The organism is Caulobacter sp. GW821-FHT09H08 (assembly GCF_059415885.1).
This window is the reverse complement of sequence record NZ_JBWKOC010000003.1, coordinates 504,517-527,123: the sequence shown is the minus strand read 5'-3', so window position 1 is coordinate 527,123 and position 22,607 is coordinate 504,517. Positions and strand designations below refer to the sequence as shown.

General features: G+C 67.7%; 19 protein-coding genes. 16 read left to right on the top strand and 3 right to left on the bottom strand.

The features are described 5' to 3' along the window. Positions 1-58 precede the first annotated feature (58 nt). The 11 genes from AC07NN_RS12065 (at position 59) to AC07NN_RS12015 (ending at position 11,468) form a co-directional block, all read left to right on the top strand. Positions 59-1,981, top strand: a complete 1,923-nt coding sequence (locus AC07NN_RS12065) for an alpha/beta hydrolase family protein (RefSeq protein ID WP_494640981.1) — start codon at positions 59-61, stop codon at positions 1,979-1,981. A gap of 138 nt (positions 1,982-2,119) precedes the next feature. Beyond that, positions 2,120-2,320, top strand: coding sequence for a 50S ribosomal protein L35 (rpmI, locus tag AC07NN_RS12060; protein ID WP_018061454.1), 201 nt, complete (start codon positions 2,120-2,122; stop codon positions 2,318-2,320). 15 nt (positions 2,321-2,335) lie between these two features. Next, on the top strand, positions 2,336-2,695 hold the full coding sequence (rplT, locus tag AC07NN_RS12055; protein ID WP_494640979.1) for a 50S ribosomal protein L20: 360 nt from the start codon (positions 2,336-2,338) through the stop codon (positions 2,693-2,695). A 142-nt stretch (positions 2,696-2,837) separates the two neighbouring features. Beyond that, positions 2,838-3,911 (top strand): phenylalanine--tRNA ligase subunit alpha, encoded by a 1,074-nt coding sequence (gene pheS / locus AC07NN_RS12050; protein WP_494640977.1) that lies wholly within the window; start codon positions 2,838-2,840, stop codon positions 3,909-3,911. Positions 3,912-3,972: 61 nt separating this feature from the next. Continuing rightward, the gene (gene pheT, locus AC07NN_RS12045) at positions 3,973-6,411 is read left to right on the top strand and encodes a phenylalanine--tRNA ligase subunit beta (RefSeq protein WP_494640975.1); all 2,439 of its coding nucleotides are present in this window, start codon (positions 3,973-3,975) and stop codon (positions 6,409-6,411) included. 306 nt (positions 6,412-6,717) lie between these two features. After that, entirely contained in the window at positions 6,718-6,870 is a 153-nt protein-coding gene (locus AC07NN_RS12040; protein WP_492812744.1) for a hypothetical protein, read from the top strand. Between the two features lie 122 nt (positions 6,871-6,992). Beyond that, the gene (locus AC07NN_RS12035; RefSeq protein ID WP_494640974.1) at positions 6,993-7,289 is read left to right on the top strand and encodes a hypothetical protein; all 297 of its coding nucleotides are present in this window, start codon (positions 6,993-6,995) and stop codon (positions 7,287-7,289) included. Beyond that, a complete protein-coding gene (locus AC07NN_RS12030) occupies positions 7,274-7,561 on the top strand; it encodes a hypothetical protein (protein WP_494640972.1) in 288 nt (95 codons plus the stop codon). Before AC07NN_RS12035 ends, AC07NN_RS12030 begins: the two co-directional genes overlap by 16 nt. A gap of 55 nt (positions 7,562-7,616) precedes the next feature. After that, positions 7,617-8,207 (top strand): peptide-methionine (S)-S-oxide reductase MsrA, encoded by a 591-nt coding sequence (gene msrA / locus AC07NN_RS12025; protein ID WP_494640970.1) that lies wholly within the window; start codon positions 7,617-7,619, stop codon positions 8,205-8,207. Between the two features lie 169 nt (positions 8,208-8,376). After that, entirely contained in the window at positions 8,377-9,771 is a 1,395-nt protein-coding gene (locus AC07NN_RS12020) for a DUF4139 domain-containing protein (protein ID WP_494640968.1), read from the top strand. Further along, positions 9,771-11,468 (top strand): DUF4139 domain-containing protein, encoded by a 1,698-nt coding sequence (locus AC07NN_RS12015; RefSeq protein ID WP_494640966.1) that lies wholly within the window; start codon positions 9,771-9,773, stop codon positions 11,466-11,468. The genes AC07NN_RS12020 and AC07NN_RS12015 overlap by 1 nt, the downstream gene beginning before the upstream one ends. Before the next feature lie 8 nt (positions 11,469-11,476). Here AC07NN_RS12015 and AC07NN_RS12010 read toward each other — a convergent pair whose 3' ends face one another. After that, positions 11,477-12,166 carry a DUF1134 domain-containing protein gene (locus tag AC07NN_RS12010; RefSeq protein ID WP_494640964.1) on the bottom strand — a complete coding sequence of 230 codons (690 nt, stop codon included), beginning with the start codon at positions 12,164-12,166 and terminating at the stop codon, positions 11,477-11,479. A gap of 172 nt (positions 12,167-12,338) precedes the next feature. On the opposite strand from AC07NN_RS12010, the gene lepA reads away from it, so the two are divergent. From lepA to AC07NN_RS11985, 5 genes are all read left to right on the top strand, one after another. After that, a complete protein-coding gene (gene lepA, locus AC07NN_RS12005) occupies positions 12,339-14,147 on the top strand; it encodes a translation elongation factor 4 (protein WP_494640962.1) in 1,809 nt (602 codons plus the stop codon). A 152-nt stretch (positions 14,148-14,299) separates the two neighbouring features. Beyond that, entirely contained in the window at positions 14,300-16,669 is a 2,370-nt protein-coding gene (locus tag AC07NN_RS12000) for a glycoside hydrolase family 2 TIM barrel-domain containing protein (protein WP_494640960.1), read from the top strand. A gap of 83 nt (positions 16,670-16,752) precedes the next feature. Beyond that, positions 16,753-17,142: a hypothetical protein gene (locus tag AC07NN_RS11995; RefSeq protein ID WP_494640958.1), complete on the top strand. Its 390-nt coding sequence runs from the start codon at positions 16,753-16,755 to the stop codon at positions 17,140-17,142. A gap of 318 nt (positions 17,143-17,460) precedes the next feature. Continuing rightward, entirely contained in the window at positions 17,461-20,475 is a 3,015-nt protein-coding gene (locus AC07NN_RS11990; RefSeq protein WP_494640956.1) for a TonB-dependent receptor, read from the top strand. Positions 20,476-20,599: 124 nt separating this feature from the next. Next, complete coding sequence (locus AC07NN_RS11985) at positions 20,600-21,160, top strand: hypothetical protein (protein WP_494640955.1); 561 nt, start codon at positions 20,600-20,602, stop codon at positions 21,158-21,160. A 4-nt stretch (positions 21,161-21,164) separates the two neighbouring features. Here the strand turns inward: AC07NN_RS11985 and AC07NN_RS11980 are convergent, their stop codons facing one another. Both AC07NN_RS11980 and AC07NN_RS11975 read right to left on the bottom strand, forming a co-directional pair. Next, positions 21,165-21,944: a protein NO VEIN domain-containing protein gene (locus AC07NN_RS11980; protein WP_494640953.1), complete on the bottom strand. Its 780-nt coding sequence runs from the start codon at positions 21,942-21,944 to the stop codon at positions 21,165-21,167. A 54-nt stretch (positions 21,945-21,998) separates the two neighbouring features. Continuing rightward, the gene (locus AC07NN_RS11975) at positions 21,999-22,559 is read right to left on the bottom strand and encodes a hypothetical protein (protein WP_494640951.1); all 561 of its coding nucleotides are present in this window, start codon (positions 22,557-22,559) and stop codon (positions 21,999-22,001) included. Between the last annotated feature and the right edge of the window lie 48 nt (positions 22,560-22,607).

Here is a 22,607-nt window from a genome sequence, read left to right as displayed (position 1 = left end):
CTGGACAACCCAGGGCGGCGCCCATAACGATCTAGCCCAGTCTGGTTGTGAGGATTTCATGTTCAAGTACTTCGCCGGCGCGGCGGTAGCGCTGGCGCTGGTCGGCGCGGCCGCCGCCGCTCCGCTCTCGGCCTATGGCCGCCTGCCGGGCATGAGCTCGGTCGAGATCTCGGCCGACGGCCAGAAGCTGGCCTATATCCGCAACGAAGGCGCTCGCTCGACCATCGTGGTGCAGGGCGTCGACGGGACCATCCTGCGCACGCTGGAGATGGGCGACCGCAAAGTGCGGGCCGTGCAGTGGACCGACGCCAACCACGTCCTGATCCAGATCACCGAGACCACGACCGTCTCCGAGGTGTTCTACGCTGGCGAGTTCGCCCTCGGCGCCAGCCTGAACGTGGCCAGCGGCGACGCCGTGGCCGTGCCCAAGCGCACCGCCACGCCCGTGCTCAACGTGCTGTTCGGGGCCAGCGGCGGCTCCTACGAGGGCAAGCCGGTGATCTATGCCGGCCTGATGGCCCGCAGCGGCCCCAGCATGCAGAACAAGGACGGCAGCCTCGACCTCTACCGCATCGATCCCGAGAGCGGCATCGGCCAGTTGCACCAGCGCGGCGACTACACGACCGGCGAATACCTGCATAAGGCCAACGGCGATGTGATCGCCCGCAGCAAGTACGACCGCCAGCAAGGCCGCTGGACGCTGGAGCTGCGCGACGGCGGTGGCTGGCGCGAGACCCTGGCCGTCGACGCCAGGATCGACACGCCCGACATCGTCGGCCGTTCGCTGGACGAGCAGTCGATCATCCTCAACGTCCACGACGACAAGGAAGGCGGCTGGGATCTCCGCCCGCTGAACATCGCCGACGGCAAGCTCGGCGCGCCGATCGGCGATGGCGAGGTCGGCTATGTGCGCGACATCGACGAGCGCATCGTCGCCTACACCCACCACGAGGTGCTGCGCGTCTACGACATGAAGGAGCCCCGGCTGGCCGCCGCCTGGTCGCTGGTCACCCAGGCCTTCGCCGGCCGCCAGTTGGCCTTGGCCTCCTTCACGCCCGACTACGCCAAGCTGGTCGTCTTCGTCGAAGGCGGGACCGAGCCCGGCGGCTACTACCTCGTCGACCTGACGGCCAAGAAGGTGAAGCGGATCGGCGGCGCCTATCCCGACCTGACCGGCGCCGATGTCGGCCCCGTCAGCGGCATCAAGTACAAGGCCGCCGACGGCCTGGAGATCAACGGCTACCTCACCCTGCCGCCCGGTCGTCCGGCCAAGAACCTGCCGCTGATCGTCCTGCCCCACGGCGGCCCGCAGGCGCGCGACATCGCCGGCTTCGACTGGATCGCCCAGGGCCTGGCCTCGCGCGGCTATGCCGTGCTGCAGCCGAACTTCCGCGGCTCGTCCGGCTATGGCCAGGACTTCATCGACGCGGCCTACGGCGAATGGGGCGGCAAGATGCAGACCGACCTTTCGGACGGCGTCCGCGCCCTGGCCAAGGCCGGGACCATCGATCCCAAGCGCGTCTGCATCGCCGGCGCCAGCTACGGCGGCTACGCGGCCCTGGCCGGCATCACCCTGGACAAGGGCGTCTATCGCTGCGCGGTGGCCATCGCCGGCGTGTCGGACCTCTCCAAGATGCTGACCAAGGAAACGCTCCAGGGCGGCGCCGACGGCATGACCATGCGGTACTGGAAACGCTACATGGGCGTCAGCGGGGCCTCGGATCCGAAGCTGGACCAGCGCTCGCCGGCCAACTTCGCCGCCCAGGCCGACGGTCCGGTGCTGCTGATCCACGGCAAGGACGACACCGTCGTCTACTACGACCAGAGCACCACCATGCGCGACGCGCTGGAACGCGCCAAGAAGCCGGTGGAGTTCGTCAGCCTCAGCGCCGAGGACCATTACCTCTCGCGCGAAGCCACCCGCCAGCAGACCCTGGCGGCCATGGTTACCTTCCTGGAGAAGAACAATCCGCCGAATTGACCGGGGACGGCCTAAACGCTTGCGTTCGGCGAGTCTTTCGCCTACTAACCCCGCCTTTCCGGAACCGCCTGGCCAATTGGCATGCCATGGCGGTTCGTCTTGCTATCCTAGAGGACGGGGCGAAAGCTCCGACGCGAAATGCCTAAGTTGAAGACCAAGTCGGGCGCTAAGAAGCGCTTCAAGATCACGGCCACGGGTAAGCTGAAAGCCGGCGTCGCCGGCAAGCGCCACCGTCTGATCGGCCACAACGGCAAGTACATCCGCCAAAACCGCGGAACGAAGGTGATGAGCGAGGCTGACGCCAAGACCATCCGTTCGTACCTGCCCTACGGCCTTTAAGAGGAGCGCTGACATATGGCTCGCGTTAAACGTGGCGTCGTTGCTCACGCCAAGCACAAGAAGGTTCTTGAACAGGCGAAAGGCTTCTACGGCCGCCGCAAGAACACCATCCGTACGGCTAAGGCCGCGGTCGACAAGGCCGGCCAGTACGCCTACCGCGACCGCAAGGTGCGCAAGCGCGCCTTCCGCTCGCTCTGGATCCAGCGCATCAACGCTGGCGCCCGTCTGGAAGGCTTCACCTACTCGCAATTTATCCACGGCCTGGACGTGGCGGGTATCGTGATCGACCGTAAGGTCCTCGCCGACATCGCCGGCGCCGACCCGGTTGCGTTCAAGGCCATTGCTGACAAGGTCCGCACCGCCCTGGCCGCCTAAGGTCTTTATCGGGTTCGTCCCGATTGCGATCTAGAAAAGCCCTCCGGTGCGAACCGGAGGGCTTTTTGCTGCGCGAAACGTTCCTCCCCCTGCCTTCGCAGGGTTTCGAAACGTCCTGAAACCGCCTAGACGGATGCCCGTCATGACCGATCTCAACACCCTCGAATCCGACGTCCTGGCCCAGGTGGCCGGCGCTGCGGACCTCCAAGCGCTCGACGCCGTCCGCGTGGCCGCCGTCGGCAAGACCGGCTCCGTCTCGGGCCTGCTCAAGACCCTGGGCGCGATGACCCCCGAGGAGCGCAAGGACCGCGGCGCGGCCATCAACGCGCTCCGCGACAAGGTCACCACCGCCATCGCCGAGAAGAAGGCCGGCCTCGAAGCCGCCGAGCTCGACGCGCGCCTGGCCAGCGAGACGCTGGACCTGTCCCTGCCCGCCCCGCACCGGCGCAAGGGCAGCGTCCACCCGACCATGCAGACCATGGACGAGATGGTCGCCATCTTCGCCGAGATGGGCTTCGCCGTGGCCGAGGGTCCTGACATCGAGGACGACTTCCACAACTTCACGGCCCTGAACTTCCCCGAGAAGCACCCGGCCCGCGAAATGCACGACACCTTCTTCTTCAACACGAAGGAGACGGGCGAGCGGATGCTGCTGCGCACGCACACCAGCCCGGTCCAAGTGCGGACGATGGTCTCGCAGAAGCCGCCGATCCGCATCATCGCGCCGGGCCGCACCTATCGCGTGGACAACGACGCCACCCACACGCCGGTGTTCCACCAGGTCGAGGGCCTGGTGATCGACAAGGGCATCCACATGGGCCACCTGAAGTGGACCCTGGAGACGTTCCTGGCCCGGTTCTTCGAGACCGACGCGGTGACGACCCAGTTCCGTCCGCACCACTTCCCGTTCACCGAGCCGTCGGCCGAGATGGACGTGCAGTGCGACCGCTCGGGCGGCGAGATCAAGATCGGCCAGGGCACGTCGTGGCTCGAGATCCTGGGCTGCGGCATGGTTCACCCGAACGTGCTGCGCGCCTGCGGCATCGATCCGGACGAGTACCAGGGCTTCGCCTTCGGCATGGGCGTCGATCGCCTGGGCATGCTGAAGTACGGCATGCCGGACCTTCGCGACATGTGGTCGTCGGACGTCCGCTGGCTGTCGCACTACGGGTTCAGCGCCTTCGCCGCGCCGAACCCGGCCAGCGGCCTGTCCTGATCGCCCTTCTGGAATTCCACCAACCCCGCCGCCCAGCGCCGGGGCTTGGAGACGCAAGACGATGAAATTCACCCTCTCCTGGCTCAAGGATCACCTTGAGACCACCGCCACCGTCCCCGAGATCGTCGCGGCCATGACCATGGCCGGGCTCGAGGTCGAGCACGTCATTGACCCGGCGACCAAGCTGGCCCCGTTCACGGTCTGCAAGATCGTCGAGGCCGCCCGCCACCCGAACGCCGACCGTCTCCAGGTCTGCCAGGTCGACACCGTCGACGGCCGCAAGGAGATCGTCTGCGGCGCGCCGAACGCCCGCCCGGGCCTGACCACCATCTACGCCCCGATCGGCGCCTATGTGCCCGGCCTGGACGTGACCCTGGTCGAGAAGCCGGTGCGCGGCGTCGTCTCGAACGGCATGCTCTGCTCGGCCGCCGAGCTGGAATACGCCACCGAGAGCGACGGCATCATGGAGCTGCCCGACGCCCTGCCGGTCGGGACCTCGGCCGTGGACGCCCTGGGCCTGGAAGCCGTCATCGACTTCGAAGTGACCCCCAACCGTCCCGACTGGCTGGGCGTCGTCGGCATCGCCCGCGACCTGGCCGCCGCCGGCGTGGGCAAGCTGAAGGACGTCTCGATCGCGTCGATCCCTGGGACCTTCGTCTCGCCGGTCACCGTCAAGGTCGACGGCGACGCCTGCCCGGCCTTCGCCGGTCGCTACATCCGCGGCGTCAAGAACGGTCCCTCGCCCAAGTGGCTGGCCGACCGCCTGACCGCCATCGGCCTGCGCCCGATCAGCACCCTGGTGGATATCACCAACCTGATCACCTACGACCGCGCCCGCCCGCTGCACGTCTATGACGTCGCCAAGCTGTCGGGGACGGAGATCTCGACGCGCCTGGGCCGCCATGGCGTCAACGGCGACGAGCACCTGATCGCCCTGGACGGCAAGACCTACGAGCTCACCCCGGAAATGTCGGTCATCGCCGACGCCAACGGTGAACGCCCGATCGGCCTGGGCGGCGTGATGGGCGGCGAGAGCACCGGCTGCTCGGACGACACCGTCGACGTCTTCGTCGAAAGCGCCTGGTTCGACCCGATCCGCACGGCCCAGACCGGCCGCGCCACCGGCATCGCCAGCGACGCGCAATACCGTTTCGCCCGCACGGTCGACACCGGTTCGCTGGTCGACGGCATCGAGCTGGCCACCAAGCTGATCCTGGAGCTGTGCGGCGGCGAGCCGTCGGAAGTCGTCTTCGTCGGCGAGGTCCTGCCCGCGCCGAAGCCGGTCCTGTTCGACCCGGCCTATGTCGGCCAGTTGTCGGGCCTGGAGATCGCACCCGAGAAGTCGCTGAAGATCCTGACCGACCTCGGCTTCAAGCTGGACGCTCCCAAGGACGTCTCGCCGACCGAATTCGCCACCCATGCCGAGAGCGCGGTCTGCGTGACCCCGCCGACCTTCCGCCGCGACGTGGAAGGCAAGGCCGACCTGGTGGAAGAAGTCGCCCGCATCGCCGGCTACGGCGCCCTGCCCTCGACGCCGCTGCCGGAAGTCGGACGCGCCGTCGGCGGCGTGCTGACCGCCAAGCAGGCTCGTGGCCGCACGGCCCGTCGCGCCCTGGCGGCCGCCGGCTATTCGGAAGCGGTGACCTTCAGCTTCACCAGCCGCAAGACGGCCGAGCTGTTCGGCGGCGGCCAGCCGGAGCTGCTGCTGGCCAATCCGATCGCCTCGGAACTGGACTGCATGCGCCCGTCGCTGCTGCCCAACCTGATCGACGCGGCCGGCCGCAACGCGCGCCGGGGATTCCCCGACGCGGCCCTGTTCGAGATCGGCCCGACCTTCCACGGCGAGCGTCCGAACGACCAGCGCACCGTGGTCTCGGCCATCCTGGTCCCCAAGGCGCCGCGCGGCTGGGACAAGGCGGCGCAAGGCGATGTCTTCACGGTGAAGGCCGACCTGCTGGCTCTGCTGGAAGAACTGGGCGCCCCGGTAGCCTCGCTGCAGACGGCGCAAGGCTCGGCCTCGCCCTGGTGGCATCCTGGCCGCTCGGCGCGCCTGCAGCTTGGTCCGAAGGCCGTCATGGCCGAGTTCGGCGAGATCCACCCGGCGGTCCTGAAGGCCCTGGACGTGGCCGGCCCGGTCTACGGTTTCGAGATCACCCTGGAGGCGATCCCCGAGCCGAAGAAGAAGTCGATCAAGACCAAGCCGGCCTTCTCGCCCTCGGCCCTGATGCCGCTGACCCGCGACTTCGCCTTCCTGGTCGAGAAGATCAAGCCGGCCGGCGACCTGGTCAAGGCCGCGCTCGGCGCCGACAAGGCGCTGATCACCGCCGCGCGCGTGTTCGACGTCTACGAAGGCCCGGGCATGCCCGAGGGCTTCAAGTCGGTCGCGATCGAGGTGGTGGTGCAGCCGCGTGAGGCGACCCTCACCGACGCGGATATCGAGGCGCTTTCGGCCAAGGTCGTTGCGGCGGCCGAAAAGGCTGGCGGGAAGCTGCGGTCGTAGTTCTCCTTCTCCCCTTCCGGGAGAAGGTGGCAGCCGTAGGCTGACGGATGAGGGGGCGCGCAGGCGGCCCCTTTTTCGTGGGCGGCGGACAGGACCTTCAACCCCTCATCCGTCTCGCTTCGCGATCCACCTTCTCCCGCAAGGGGAGAAGGCGCGTCATACTGCTGAGTTTTTAGACACTCAGCCTAAAAACAACCAAATCCTGCCCTCCTCCGCGACCGATCGCCTCCGCAACAGGCAAGACCTTGCGCAAGTCCAAACGTCACGCTACCTGTATGTGGCGCTAACGGGATTCATCGCTTCCACATGCAATCGACCTTCGCCTTCGCTGCTTTCGTGACCACCGGCCTCGCCGCCGTGGCTGCGATGTCGTGCGCGGTGTCGATGTGGAATATGATTAACACCCAGATTAAAACCGTTCCCATCCGGACGGGGCAAAATCGGCGCAAGCAGCGGTAGGGATCCTACCAAAACCAAAGCCGAAGGATCGCAAGATCTCCAAAAGCCCCGCTCCCACGAGCGGGGTTTTTTGTTGCGCGGTTCCTCGGTCCCAAAAGCTCTCATGCAAAGGACCAACCCCAATGAGCTACCTGCCAAGCCCACCCGCCTTCCATAGCGACCATGACGGCGTCACGGTTCACCAGTTGCTGCTGGCCGCCCAGGACGCCCCCAGCGCGCTGGAAGCCGTCCGCCAAGGCCTCGCCGACAGCGGCGCCGAACTGTGCGGCCTGTCGATGAAGCCGGTCGGCCAGATCGTCGAAGCCTCCTTGCGCGTCCGTCACCTGGGCGACCAGGCCGCTCGCCTGCTGGCTCGTGACCTGGCCGCCTGGCCTGGCGTGAATTCGGCCTCGGTAGAGCACCAGTGGGTGCGCCCGTGAGCCTCGTAGAAGACGCAGCCAAACCCGAGGAAGAGAAACGTCGTCTCTTCCTCGTGACCGCCGAAGACACGCCCGACGCCCTCATGCGGGTCTTGGGCGTGGCCTCGGTCCAGCAGGCCCGCCTGCGCGCCCTGTCCGCCGCTCCCGAGGGTCAGCACATGACCATTAGGCTCGAGATCGACGACCAGGGCGACGACCGGGCCCAGGTGCTGGCCTCGCGCCTGGCCGCCTGTCCGTCGGTGCGCGGCGTCGGTTTCGGCTGGCGCGCGTAACCTTTCCGGTTTCCCGTGCGTATCTGAGTTCAGGTTCCCTTTTGGAAAGACCTCGATGCGCCGCTTTTTCATTCTCCTGGCCACCGCTTTCGCCCTGTTCGGGGTAAGCGCCTCGGCCGCCGCCACGCTAAAGACCGAGAGCGCCGTGTTCGCCGGCGGCTGCTTCTGGTGCATGGAGCACGACATGCAGGGCGTGCCGGGCGTCATCAAGGTCGAGAGCGGGTACACCGGCGGCCACGTCAAGAACCCCGGCTATCGCGACGTCACCAGCGAGACCAGCGGCCACTACGAGTCGGTGCGCGTCACCTACGACCCGACCAAGCTGGACTATGGCTTCCTGCTCTATCGCTACTGGAAACTGGTCGACCCGACCGACGACGGCGGCCAGTTCTGCGATCGCGGCCCGTCCTATCGCCCCGCCGTCTTCGTCACCCCGGCCCAGCGCCCGATCGCCGAGAAGTCGCGCGACGACGCCGCCAAGCGCCTGAAGACGGGCTCGATGAAGGCCCAGATCCTGGACCTGAAGACCTTCTACCCGGCCGAAGAATACCACCGCGACTACGCCAAGCGGCACGCGCTGGACTACAACCTCTACCGCACCGGCTGCGGGCGGGACGCGCGACTGAAGCAAGTCTGGGGCGGGTAAGCTCGGGCCACCTCGCCCTCACACTATCCCATCGTCATTCCCGCCCTTGTGGCGGGAATGACGATAGGATTTGGTGGCGCCGTAGCTGTACCGCTACCTCAAGCTCAACCGCCTCGACAGCGCCCCAATCCCGTGTAGTTTTACCGCTGTAAACACACGGAGACCAACGATGAACCGTCGCGTGCTACTGGCCACGGCCGGCCTGTTGTTGGTCCCGCTCACCGCAGCCCATGCCCAAGATCGAGGGGCGCAAGAGCGCGAGGTGTCGGTCACCATCTACAATTCCGATCTCGCCCTGGTCGAGGACGCCCGGCCGCTGGACCTGAAGGCCGGCCGGCAGAAGCTGGAGTTCAAGGACGTCTCGGCCGCCATCCGTCCCGAGACGGTCAGCCTGTCGGCCGCCGGCGTGACGATCCTGGAGCAGAACTTCGACTACGACCTGCTCACCCCCGACAAGCTGATGGAAAAGGCTGTCGGCCAGCAGGTGAAGATCGTCCGCACCAATCCCGGCGACGGCAAGGAGACCACCGAGGTCGCCACCGTCCTGGCCGCCAACGAGGGCGTGGTGCTGAAGATCGGCGACCGCATCGAGGTGCTGCGCGACGACGGCGTCCCGACCCGGGTGATCTTCGACAAGGTGCCCGAGACCCTGCGCGCCCGCCCGACCCTGTCGGTCAGCGTCGAGGCCGCCAGCGCCGGCTCGCGCCAGGCCAAGCTGAGCTACCTGACCTCGGGCCTGTCGTGGAAGGCCGACTATGTCGCCCTGTTCGACGAAGCCAAGAACGCCCTCGACCTGCAGGGCTGGATCACGCTGTCGAACACCTCCGGCACGCCGTTCGAGAACGCCAAGACCCAGCTGGTGGCCGGCGACGTCAACCAGCTCTCCCAGAACAACGGCTATCGCCCGCCGCGCAGGACGCCGGGCGTGATCAGCGCCGGGACCGAGAGCGGGACCGGCGAGCGCATCGCCGACTACTATGTCTACCCCTTGCCCGAGCGGACCACGATCGCCTCGAACCAGAACAAGCAGGTCGGCTTCCTGTCTGCTCAGGGCGTGACGGCCAGGAAGGTCTACGAGGTCCGCGAGGGCTGGTTCGCCAGCCAGGCCGAACCGGTCAAGGCCGTCGCCGCCATCCAGTTCAGCAACGCCAAGCTGGCCGGCCTGGGCAGCCAGCTGCCCGCCGGGACCATGCGGGTCTATATGCGCGACGCGGCCGGCGACCCGAAGTTCGTCGGCGAGAACGCCATCGGCCACACGCCGGCCGGCTCGGAGCTGTCGATCAAGACCGGCGACGCCTTCGACGTCTCCAGCCAGGCGACCCTGGTCTCCGACACCAAGGTCTCCAGGACCCGCTCGCGCTACGAGATGAAGTACCTGCTGCGCAACGCCAAGGACCAGCCGGTCACGGTGGAGCTGCGCCAGGGCGGCCTGTGGCGTGACGGCGAGGTCAAGGCCGAGAGCCTGAAGAGCCGCCGCATCGACGCCCGCACCCTGGGCTGGTCGGTGCCGATCCCCGCGAACGGCGAGACGGTGCTGACCTTCACGGTCGAGACGGGGTGGTGATGATGCGCGGTATCTCCTCCCCCTCTGGGGGAGGTGGCCCAGAGGGCCGGAGGGGGCAGCACCGCCGTCTCCGCGCTAGCCCCCTCCGTCCGCTTCGCGGACACCTCCCCCAGAAGGGGAGGAGATTGGCGCTCGCGCTCGCTCTCGTCGCGGCCGCCCCCGCATACGCCGACACCATCGCCTCCCGCGCGCCCGAGAAGGTGGCCATCACCCTTTATCGCGACGGCGACGGGCCGTTCCAGGCGCTGGACGAGTACGAGCGCGGGCTGGCGGCGGAGCAGGGCCTGATCCTGGTCAGCGAGACCCGCACGGTCGACCTGCCCGCCGGCCGCCATACCATCCGTTTCGACGGCGTCGCCGAGGGCCTGATCCCGCAGAGCGCGGCGGTCGATGGCCTGCCCGGCAAGGCGGTGGAGCGTAACTACGACTACGCCATCCTCAGCCCCGGAACCCTGGTCGAGCGCTCGCTGGGCCAGCCGATCAAGGTGGTCCGCACCAACCGCAAGACCGGCCGCCAGCAGACGGTCGACGCCACCTTGCTGCAGGGCCCCGACGGCCTGATGGTCCGCACGGCCGAGGGGGTCGAGGCGTTAGGCTGCTCGGGCGGTCCCGAGCGCTTGATCCTGGGCAGCGCGCCCGAGGGCCTGACCGACAAGCCCAGCCTGTCGACCATCGTGGATGTCCCGACGCCCACACGCGCGAAGATCACGCTCTCGTATCTGGCCCTCGGCGTGAACTGGCAGGCCGACTACGTCGCCCGCATCCATCCCGACGGCAAACGCCTGGACCTGACCGGCTGGCTGACCCTGGTCAACAGCGGCGGCAGCCAGTTCGCCGACGCCAGGACCCAGGCCGTCGCCGGCAAGCTCTCCCGCGAGGAGGTCGAGGTCGACCAGGGCGAGCCGAAGGCCATCGACCGCGCCTGCTGGCCGATGGATACGACGCATGTCGGCAAGCGTGTCCTGGCGCCTCGTGTCGCTGTGGCTCCACCGCCGCCCGCGCCAATGGCGATGGCCGGGTTTCCCGATGACGCCGTCAACGAAAGCATCGTCGTCACGGGCGCCCGCGCCAAGCTGGCCGAGCAGTCGAACCTGGGCGACTACAAGCTCTACACCCTGCCCGAACCGGTCACCCTGAACGCCCGCCAGACCAAGCAGGTGGCCTTCCTCGACCAGAAGGACGTCGCCTTCCAGCGGCTCTACGTGGTCCGGATGGATACGGTTGACGACTATGACGACGAGGACGAGGCCCTGATCGTCCCCGATGTCGTGCTGCGGCTGGAGAACAAGACCGCGAACGGCCTGGGCAAGCCCCTGCCCTCCGGCGCCCTGTCGGCCATCGAGACCGCGGACGGCCGCCCCGCCTTCGCCGGCGAGCAGGCCGTGCGCGACGTGGCGGTCGGCGAGCCCCTGGACCTGATGATCGGCGGCGCCATGGACGTCCGCGCCCGGCCGCGCCTGGCCGAGGAACGCAGCGTCGCCAAGAACCGCGTGCGGCGCGCCTACGAGGTCGACCTGGCCAACGCCAAGACCATCCCGGTCACGGTGGAGGTGCGCCAGGATCCCAGCGCGCCGAGGTTCAAGGTGGTCGCCGAGCCGGCCCGCCACGACATCCGCAACGGCCAGGTCGCCTGGCGCATCACGCTGGCGCCCGGCGAGTCACGGACCTTCCGCTACGCCATCGAGCGCGCGGACTAGAACGGCCCCTAGAACGGCAGCGTGCGGCGCTTACGGCTGTAGCCGAGGTAGCCGATATTGGCGCCCAGGCGCAGGCCGACGCCGGCGCGGATCGGAGCCAGGGTGATCTCGTCGGCCTTCTGGTAGTTCACGCCCAGGCCGCCGATCAGATAGGCGCTGCCTTCGACGCCGGGGAACCGGCGGAAGATGGCGTCCGGGTACTGCAGGTTATAGCAGAGCGTGAAGTTGCGGCTGGCGTTGCCGCCCCAGTCCCAGCCGATGGTCGGGCCCTGCCAGAACACTTCCAGCGTCGGACGGCCCTTCATGTAGAGCAGGCCGCGACCGTAGCGCAGGCCGGCGACGAACGCGCCCGAGCCCTCTTCGCCGGCGATATAGGCTGTGGGCTGGCCCTTGTCCTTGAAGACCTTCTCGACCGCCGCCCCGGCGCTCTCGGCGGTCACGCCCAGGAAGTCGGACGTGGCGCGGATCATCTCGTCTGCGGAGTAGGTCTGGGCGCGGCCCGTGTCGTAGGCCGGCGTCGTCCCAGCCGACGCAGGACTCGGAGACGGCGGCGGCGTGTAGCCATCCTGCGCGGAAGACGGGATCGGCTGGGCCGGCGGCAGTTGTTCGGAGGTGATCCGCTGGCGGGCCAAGGCGTCGGTGGCCATGGCGGAAAGGCCGGTGGCGGCGCCCGAGAGGATCAGCTTGCGACGGTCCATGTCAGGGCCTCCATATCGAATGATTGCAACCTTGTTGCAGCCCATTGAGACCGGTTTGGGGCTCCAAACTTAACGGCCGGTTAAGCATGCGCGACGCGTGGCCGCACGCGCGAGCCCCACGGCGACCGTTACGCCCCTCGCGAAGCGGGCCAAATGTGCTATGCGCACGCCCATGACTTCGACGCCTCTCGACAAGATCCGCAACTTTTCCATCGTGGCCCACATCGACCACGGCAAGTCCACGCTGTCCGACCGCCTGATCCAGGAGACCGGCGGCCTGACCGCGCGCGAGATGAGCGCGCAGGTTCTCGACAACATGGACATCGAGAAAGAGCGCGGCATCACCATCAAGGCGCAGACCGTGCGCCTGAACTACAAGGCCGACGACGGCGAGACCTATGTCCTGAACCTGATGGACACCCCCGGCCACGTCGACTTCGCCTATGAAGTCAGCCGCAGCCTGGCCGCGTGCGAAGGTTCGATCCTGGTCGTCGACGCCTCGCAGGGCGTGGAAGCCCAGACCCTGGCCAATGTCTATTCGGCCATCGACAACAACCACGAGATCGTCCCGGTCCTCAACAAGATCGACCTGCCGGCCGCCGAGCCCGAGCGCGTGCGCGCCCAGATCGAGGACCTGATCGGCCTGGACGCCTCGGACGCCGTGCTGGCCAGCGCCAAGTCGGGCCTGGGCATCCACGACGTGCTGGAAGCTATCGTCACCCGCCTGCCCGCCCCCAAGGGCGACCGCGACGCGCCGCTGAAGGCGCTGCTGGTCGACGCCTGGTACGACGCCTATCTGGGCGTGGTCGTGCTGGTGCGCATCTTCGACGGCACGCTGAAGGCCGGCCAGCAGGTGCGCATGATGCAGACCGGCGCCACCCACCGCATCGACAAGGTCGGCGTGTTCACGCCCAAGGCCACCGATGTCGCCGAGCTGGGTCCGGGCGAGGTCGGCTTCTTCACCGCCTCGATCAAGGAAGTGGCCGACGCCGCCGTCGGCGACACCATCACCGACGAGAAAAAGCAAACGGCGCAAGCCCTGGCTGGCTTCAAGGAAGTCCAGCCGGTCGTGTTCTGCGGCCTGTTCCCGGTCGACGCCGCCGACTTCGAGGACCTGCGCGCCGCCGTCGGCCGCCTGCGCCTGAACGACGGCAGCTTCACCTACGAAATGGAAAGCAGCGCCGCCCTCGGCTTCGGCTTCCGCTGCGGCTTCCTGGGTCTGCTGCACCTGGAGATCATCCAGGAGCGCCTGTCCCGCGAGTTCGACCTCGACCTGATCGCGACGGCTCCGTCGGTCGTCTACAAGATCCACATGCGCGACGGGTCCGAGAAGGAACTCCACAATCCCGCCGACCTGCCCGACGTGATGCAGATCGAGAGCATCAGCGAGCCCTGGATCAAGGCCACCATCTTCACCCCCGACGACTATCTCGGCGGCGTGATCAAGCTGTGCCAGGACCGTCGCGGCATGCAGCGCGAACTCAGCTACGTCGGCAGCCGCGCCATGGTCGTCTACGACCTGCCGCTGAACGAGGTGGTCTTCGACTTCTACGACCGTCTGAAGTCGATCTCGAAGGGCTATGCCAGCTTCGACTATCAGGTCGAGGACTACCGCCCGGGCGATCTGGTCAAGATGTCGATCCTGGTCAACGCCGAACCCGTCGACGCCCTCTCCATGCTGGTCCACCGCGACCGCGCCGAGAGCCGTGGCCGCGGCATGTGCGAGAAGATGAAGGAACTCATCCCGCAGCACATGTTCGTCATCCCGATCCAGGCGGCCATCGGCGGCCGGATCATCGCCCGCGAAACCGTCCGCGCCCTGCGCAAGGACGTGACGGCCAAGTGCTACGGCGGCGACGCCTCGCGTAAGCGCAAGCTGCTGGACAAGCAGAAGGCCGGCAAGAAGCGCATGCGCCAGTTCGGCAAGGTCGAGATCCCGCAGGAAGCCTTCATCGCGGCGCTGAAGATGGACGAGGATTGATCGGCGGATTTTGCTGCCAGTTCAGAAGCCCCCACCGGTTCACCGGTGGGGGCTTTTCTTTGGCCGCACCTCGGCTTGACATTGCCGCCCCGCAATTCTCAATATGTCGGACAATATCCCATATATAGGGATATACGTATTGGGAGGATCGGATGGCGCTTCGGGGAACTCTGGCCGGTTTGATGCTGGTGCTCGTGGCTTCGACGGCGCTCGCCGGGCCGCGTGAGACGACCGAGCTGACCTCGGGTTGGCGCTTTGTGCAGGGCGATCCCGAGCGGGCCGAGGCGCGGGAGTTCGACGACGCGGCCTGGAGCAAGGTCAGCGTCCCCCACGACTGGCAGATCGCCGGGCCCGTGGACGCCAAGGCCATGGCCGGCGGGGCGGGCGGGTTCTTCCCGACGGGGATCGCCTGGTATCGGCGCGATCTTGATCTCAAGCCGACGGCGGGTCGGCGCTGGTATGTCGAGCTGGACGGCGTCATGGAGCGCGGCGGGGTCTGGATCAACGGCCAGAACCTGGGCTTCCGGCCTAACGGCTATGTCGCCCAGCGCTATGACATCACCCCCTTCCTGCGGGCCGACGGACGCAACGTGCTGGCGGTCCGCGCCGACACGTCGCACGCCCCGTCCTCGCGCTGGTACGCCGGTGGCGGGCTCTATCGGAAGGTCCGGGTGATCTCGACCGGCGAGGCGTTCATCGCCGCCGACAGCGCCTTCGTCACCACGCCGACGATCACGGCCGAGGCCGCGAGCGTGCGGGTGCAGGCCGACCTCTCTAACCTCGGTTCGACGACGCGCGCCTTGAAGCTGGAAGTCGTCGTCACCGGCCCCGACGGCGCCGAGGTCGCGCGGGCGACCACCGCGCCCCAGACTGTCGACGCCGGCCGCACCGAGCGGACCGAAACCAGCCTCGCCCTGAAGAGCCCCAAGCTGTGGGGCCTCGACAGTCCGGTCCTCTACCGCGCCACGCTTCGCGTCCTGGACGCGGACGGCAAGGCCGTGGACGAGCAGGTCGTGCCATTCGGCGTGCGCACCGCCGAGTTCAAGGCCGAGAGCGGCTTCTGGCTCAATGGCCGCAATATCAAGCTGAAGGGCGTGGCCCTGCACGAGGACGGCGGGGCGGTCGGCATGGCCGTGCCGCTCTCCGTCTGGCGCCAGCGCCTGGTCGAGCTGAAGGCCATGGGCGTCAACGCCATCCGCACGGCCCACAATCCGCCGACGCCAGGCTTCCTCGATCTGACCGACGAGTTGGGCCTGGTGGTGATGGACGAGCTGTTCGACCAGTGGAACGTCGCCAAGACGCCCGGCGACTATCATCTGTTCTTCGGCGACTGGGCCAAGAAGGACGCCTTCGACATCGTCGCCCGCGACCGCAACCACCCCAGCATCGTCATCTGGAGCATCGGCAACGAGATCCACGACACCGCCTTCCCGGTCCAGGCCAAGGCGGCGATGCGCAACCTGCTGGACGTGACCCACGCGGCCGATCCCAGCCGTCCCGCGACCCAGGCACTGTTTCGGCCCAACGTCACCGGCGACTACCAGAACGGCCTCGCCGACCTGCTCGACGTGGTCGGCCAGAACTATCGCGAGAACGAGCTGACCCAGGCCCACAAGGACAAGCCGACCCGCAAGATCATCGGCACAGAGAACTCGCACAACCGCGCCAGTTGGCTGGCCGTGCGCGACTACCCCGCCTATGCCGGCATGTTCCTGTGGACCGGCGTCGACTATCTCGGCGAGTCCGACCGGCGCGGCTGGCCCAATATCGACAATCCGGCCGGCCTTCTGGACCGCACCGGCGCGCCGCGTATCCGGGGCCTGGAGCGCGAGAGCTGGTGGTCCGAGAAGCCGGTCGTGCACGTGGTGCGCAACGCGGCCCCGGACGCGGTTCCCGTCCCCAATGACGGCGCGGGTCCCGCGACGCCGATGCCGGTGACCATCGCGGTCGCCACCCCCGCCGCCGCGCCGCAGCTCTATGCCGACTGGACGCCGGCCAACCTCGGCCCGCACCAGGAGACCATCGAGGTCTACAGCAACTGCGCCAGCGTGCGTGTGACCCTGAACGGCCGCGACCTGGGCGCCCTGCCTCTGCCGGCCAACGCCGCCCCCCGCCGCTGGCCGGTGACCTTCGAGCCCGGCGTCGTTACGGCGACCTGCCAGGACGGCCCGCGCGCCGAGCTGCGCACCGCCGGCGCGGCCGCGCGCATCGTGCTTGAGCCCGACGCCCGCGCGGTCGGCGCCAGCTTCGACGACGTCGCCTATGTCCGCGCCCGGATCACCGACGCTCAGGGCGTTACGGTCCCCTCGGCCTCGGCCCCGGTGACCTTCGCGGTCGAGGGCGGCGAGCTGGTGGCCACTGACAACGGTTCCAGCATCGACCATACGCCGTTCAAGTCCCCGACCCGTACGCCGCTGATGGGCAAGGCCGTGGCTCTGGTGCGAGGCCAGGCGTCCGGCTCGGTGAAGGTCACGGCGACCACCCCGGGGCTGAAGCCGGCGACGATCACGCTGGGGCGGTAAGCGCTTCGGCCATTACCTCCCGCGTAATCGACCGTCCTCGCAGGCGGCGCGACAAGGTGGGCGTCAACAAGGAGACGCCCACCATGACCTCGACCCCGAACACCGATGTCCGCCCCATCCTGGCGCTGGACGCCCTGACCTGCCTGGCCGCCGGCGCGCTGATGCTGCTGGGCGCGGGCCTGCTGTCGCCCCTGCTGGGCCTGCCCTCAATGCTGCTGACCGTGGCCGGCGCGGCCCTGCTGCCGATCGCGGCCCTGTTCGGCTGGATGTCGCGCCAGCCCGTCTCGCCGCCACCCCTGCTGCCGCTGGCCGTGGCCGGCAACGCGGCGTGGGTGCTGGGGAGCATCGCCGTGCTCTTCACCTGTTCGCCGTCCCTGCTGGGCGTCGCCTTCGTCGCCGGCCAGGCCGCCGTTGTGGCCGTGCTGACGCTGCTGGAGGCCCGTGGCCTCGGCCGCGCCACGGCCAGCGCGTGACCCTCCCATCCCTGACCGGAGGTGGCGCCGAGCGAGCTCGCCACCACTTCCGGTCGCCCTACTCCCAACATCCGGGAGCTCATGTTGCAATTTGGCAATAGAGTGACGTTGCGTGACGATTGTGACTGGCGGAAACCCCGTTCAGGCGTATCCTGCTTATAAGTTGGGATACTATCTCATTATATGAGATTAAGCGGGTCTCGATCTAAGCCGTTCCAAGCGTACTACACCCCCGCCTCCTCCCAACGGAGAGCCGTCGACAAGACGGCCCCAACAATCAACGCGGCCGCATGAGCACGGCCGATTGGGAGAGGAAACATGGGCTTGCAGTCCAAGACTCGCGGCGCGTTGCGCGCCGGAACTTCCGTGGTGGCGCTCTCGCTGGGCGCCTCCTTGCTGACGGCTTTCGCCGCCGCCGCGCAGACCGCCCCCGCGCCCGCCGCCCAGGACCAGGCGACCGTCGAAGAGGTGGTTGTCACCGGCTTCCGCGCCAGCCTGACCAGCGCCATCAACACCAAGCGCGTGTCCAACAACATCGTCGACGTCATCAAGGCCGACGACATGGCCAGCTTCCCGGACGCGAACCTGGCCGAGTCGATCCAGCGCATCCCGGGCGTCTCGATCACCCGTGACGGCGGCGAAGGCCGCAACATCACCGTGCGCGGCCTGGGCGGCGACTTCGTCCGCACCACCCTGAACGGCATCGAGGCCTATTCGGCCACCACCGGCTCGACCCTGGGCGTGGTCGCCGGCATCAACCGCTCGCGCGGCTTCGACTTCTCGACCTTCGCCTCGGAGCTGTTCAACAGCGTCACCGTCAGCAAGACCCAGTCGGCCGAGATGGACGAAGGCTCGCTGGCCGCCAATGTCGACCTGCAGACCGGCCGCCCGTTCGACAAGAAGGGCTTCCGCGCCGCCGCGTCGCTGCAGGGCGCCTACTACGACAACAACAAGACCAAGGCCCCGCGCTTCGCCGGCCTGGTCAGCGACACCTGGGGCGACTTCGGCGCCCTGTTCTCGCTGGCCTACAACAAGCGCAAGCAGCAGGAAGAAGGCTACAGCGACACCTCGCAGTCGGACTATTCGGACGTCAACAACGGCTTCTGCGGCACGGCGGTCGATATCGCGTCGCAGGCCGGCAGCCAGGTGGTCAACACCGCCATCCCGTACGTGAACGCCCTGTCGGGCGCGGGCAACCGCCCCGCCGGCCAGTGCTTCTCGGGCCTGCCGTCGGATCCGGCCGCCTATGCGGCGATCAACCAGCCCAACGTCTTCCTGCCCCGTAATCCGGGCCTGGGCCGCTTCCAGCTGGACCAGAAGCGCCTGGGCATGACCGGCGCGCTGCAATGGCGCCCGAGCGACCGCACCGAGGTGATCCTCGACGTGGTCTATTCGAAGTTCGACCAGGACCGCACCGACTACGCCCTGTCGAACGCCTCGCTGAACCGCAACGTCAACGGCGCCAGCGCGGCCTTCCCGCTGTTCGCTGGCCGGGTCGACGCCCAGATCATGGACGTCCACGTGCTGCCGACCGGGCAAGTCGACTACATGAAGATCAACAATGTCGACATCAAACACATTGAGGAAAAGAGCGTCACCTCGACCAAGACCCACCAGATCGGCCTGACGCTGAAGCACGACTTCACCGACCGACTGAGCGGCGACGTGAAGTTCGGTCACTCGGGCTCGGACTTCAAGCAGCCCTGGGACGTGCTGATGTCCTATGACGGCTTCAACAAGGCCGGCTACGTCTGGGATTCGCGCGAGGACGCCCGCCGGCCGCTGATCAACTACGGCTACGACGTCACCAACCCGGCCAATGTCACCTTCACCAACGCCGGCACGGGCCTGACGCCCGACATCCGCGTCGTGAAGGCCGCGGTGTTCAACACGCTGTGGACCGGCGAGGCCAACGCCAAGTTCCGCCTCAACGACACCTTCACCCTCAAGGGCGGCGTGGCGCTGAAGTCGTTCGACTTCCAGACCAAGCAGGTCCAGCGCCTCTATCCGAACAACGGCGCGACGGGCGTGACGGCGACGGGCACCATCCCGTTCAATTTCGCCAATTTCGCCGCCGACTTCCCGGACTCGGCCCCGCTGAGCCACGTCGTCACCGGCTTCGGCAAGCAGCTGAACCTCCCGACCGGCTCAGTGACCAGCTGGGTGGTGCCGGACGTCTCGGCCTACATCGAGAAGCTGGGCCTGCTCTGCAACTGCTCGAACAAGTACGGCGACTTCACGCTGGCCATCAATTCGGCCCTGGGCAACAACCGCGCGGTCCAGGAGAAGGACACCGCCGCCTACCTGCAGACCGACTTCGACACCCAGGTCCTGGACGGTCGTCGCCTGCGCGGCAATGTCGGCGTCCGCTACGTGAAGACCGACCTGGACGCCACGGGCTACACCTCGCTGACCTCGCAGATCACGGTCAAGAACAAGTACAGCGACTGGCTGCCGTCGCTGAACCTGGCCCTGGACGTGCGTGAGAACCTGGTCGCCCGCTTCGCCGCCGCCAAGGTCATGGCGCGTCCCAGCTTCGGCAACCTGACGCCGGGCGGCGCGGTCAACACGACCTTCGGCGCCCAGACGGCCACGATCGGCAACCCGTTCCTGGATCCGTACCGCGCCAAGAACTACGACTTCAGCCTGGAATGGTATCCCAGCGAAGGCGTGATCGTCTCGGCCACGGTCTTCGACAAGGAGATCGCCAGCTCGATCCAGACGATCGCCACCACCGAAGCCTATGGTCTCACCGGCTTGCCCATGGCCCTGTTGCCCGCCGGCCAGGACGCCAACACGCCCTACCTCGTGACCCGCTCGCGCAACACCCAGGGCGGCTTCATCCGCGGGATCGAGCTGAACTACCAGCAGCCGTTCAAGTTCCTGCCCGCGCCATTCGACAACCTCGGCACGATGCTGAACTACACCTATGTGGACAGCTCGGTGCTCTACTACCTGTCGACCGGTACGGCCACGACGCCGGCCACGCAGATCCACGACCAGTTCCTGAACGTGTCGCCGCACTCGGTGAACGCCACCCTCTATTACGAGGATGCGAAGCTCTCCGCCCGCGTCTCGGTGGCCTATCGCGACGAGTACCTGACCGCCCTGCCCTTCAAGTCCGAAGTACCGGACGCCAACGGTAGCTATGCGACGACCAACATCGACGCCTCGATCTCGTACAAGCTGACCGACAAGCTGAAACTGACCTTCGACGCGCTGAACCTGACCAACCAGGAAGCCGACCAGTGGTCGGGTAAGCAGCGCCGCTCGCAGCGGGTGTTCAGCACCACCGGCCGGCAGTTCTTCTTCGGGGCCTCGTACGTCTTCTAGGCCCGACTTCCAGATCTTGGATCCCCTCCAAGGCGCACTGGCGCTGGTCGCAAGACCAGCGCCTTTTCTTTTGCGGCTGCGTTCCGTTCAAGACCTGGCGCGCCCGAGGCGCTGATCTGCGCCCATGCCGATCGCCATCATCGATACCGCCCCCCTCGTCGAAGCCGAACTGGCGCCGCTGCGCGACCGAATCGGCGCGGACTTCGACGGCTATCGCAACCACGTCTACCGGGTGCTGACCTACGCCCTGCACTTCCTGGGTGGAGAAGAGCGCTGGCGCGAACCGATCGCCTTCGCCCTGGCCTATCACGACGTCGGCCTCTGGACGGACGGCGCGCTGGCCTATCTCGAACCGTCCGAGGATCGCGCCGAGCAGGCCAGGCAGGCTCGTGCGCCGCACCTGGACGCCGCGCTCATTCGCGACCTGATCCACTGGCACCACAAGGTCACGCCGTTCCGAGGCGCCAACGCCGAGGTGGTCAACGCCGTGCGCAAGGCCGACTGGATCGACGCCAGCGGCGGACGCCTGCTCAAGGGCCTGTCACGGCGCCAGGTGGTCGAGGTGATGAGCGCGATACCACCACTCGGCTTCCACGAGACGCTGGTCCGGCTGCCGGGCGAACTCAATCACGGACGGACGCTGGGCGGGCTGGGCCACATGCTGGCGCACGTGTTCAAGCCCTAGCGCCTCACCCGAACGGCGGCTTCAGCCGGTAGAACCGCGCCTCGCCCATCAGGTCGTAGACGCGGCGGATGCGGAAGGCTTCGGGGCGGGCCTCCGCCAGTTCGAACTCGGCCGAGCTGAGGCCGAAGGGGGCGAACTCCGCGCCCAGGGTGGTCTTCACGGCGATCAGACGCAGGCCTTCGTCGAGACCCACACTGATGACGTCGCAGCCTTCGGCGTCGCCGGCCCGCGCGGGGCGGACCCTGGCGGCGAGGTCGGGGCGGCCGCGCTCGGCCAGGCGGCGGGCCTCGTGGGCCACGACGCTGGCGACACCCAGCTCGCGCAGAAACCGGTCCTCGGCCTCGCGGCGAGACATGTCGAAGCGCTGGGCCACGCGGATCAGGCGGTCGTCCATCGGCATCGGCCTGGGCGGCGCGGTCTCCAGCAGCGGCAGGACCGGCGGCTTGGCGAACAGGGCGGCGGGGCGGACGGCGGCGTTCAGCAGGGACGGCTTGGCGGCCAACTGCTCCTCGACCGCCTCGACCAGGGCCTCGTCGTACGACCATCGCGGCGGCTGGTCCTTCAGCGGCGGCAGGCCGATCAGCGACAGCACCGCCGAGATCTCGCCCTGCTTCCAGAGGATCGGCATGTCGGCCTTGCCGGTGACGAAGCGGACGGAGCGGTCATGGGCGGCGCGGTCGATCGGCTTACCGGCGAGCGTTTTCTCCAGCTGGACGACATAGTCGCCCACCACCACCGCCAACTCGGCGCCCGACCAATCGCGAAGACTCGATTCTCCCGTCATCGGACGATGATGCCGAGACAGGCCGTCGCGCGCCACAAGCTTGGGTATGAGTCTCTAGCGGCTTCCGCTCGTGGCGACGGCCATCGGGGCGTCCTGCACCGGCATCTGGTCGGGCAGCAGCTTGGCCGCCTCCATCGCCCGGCGGACGGTGGTGATCGGATATTCGGAATCGACCTTGAAGGTCAGGGCCGAGGTGTGGGCCGGATTGTCGCCCAGATTGGCGAAACCGCCGGCGCGCGTGGCGTTGAAGGTCACGCCATAGGTCTTGTTGGACAGCACCCGGCACAGCAGGACGAAGGTCTTCTGGTCCGGCAGCAGCCTGGGCATCTTCACGCAGTCCATCGGTTCCGCGCCCGCAGCCGGGGCGTAGTTCCAGGCACTCGGCGACATCTGCTGGTCGAAGGTCACCTTCAGGATCAGCACGCCGGGGGACACGGTCTGGCCTTCCGCCGGATAGGACGACACCACGTTGGGCGGCAGGGTCGGCGGCAGGATCAGCACCGGCGAGACGGCGTTCGGCTCTTCCTTGGGCTCGGGCTTGCTCTGCGCCCAGGCCGGCGAGGCCGCCAGGGCGGCGACGGCGATCAGGAGGGGAACCGAACGGGCGAACGACATCTTTCCAGACTGACGAGTAAGCGCGGCCTTCTCAAGGCGCCATTCGAG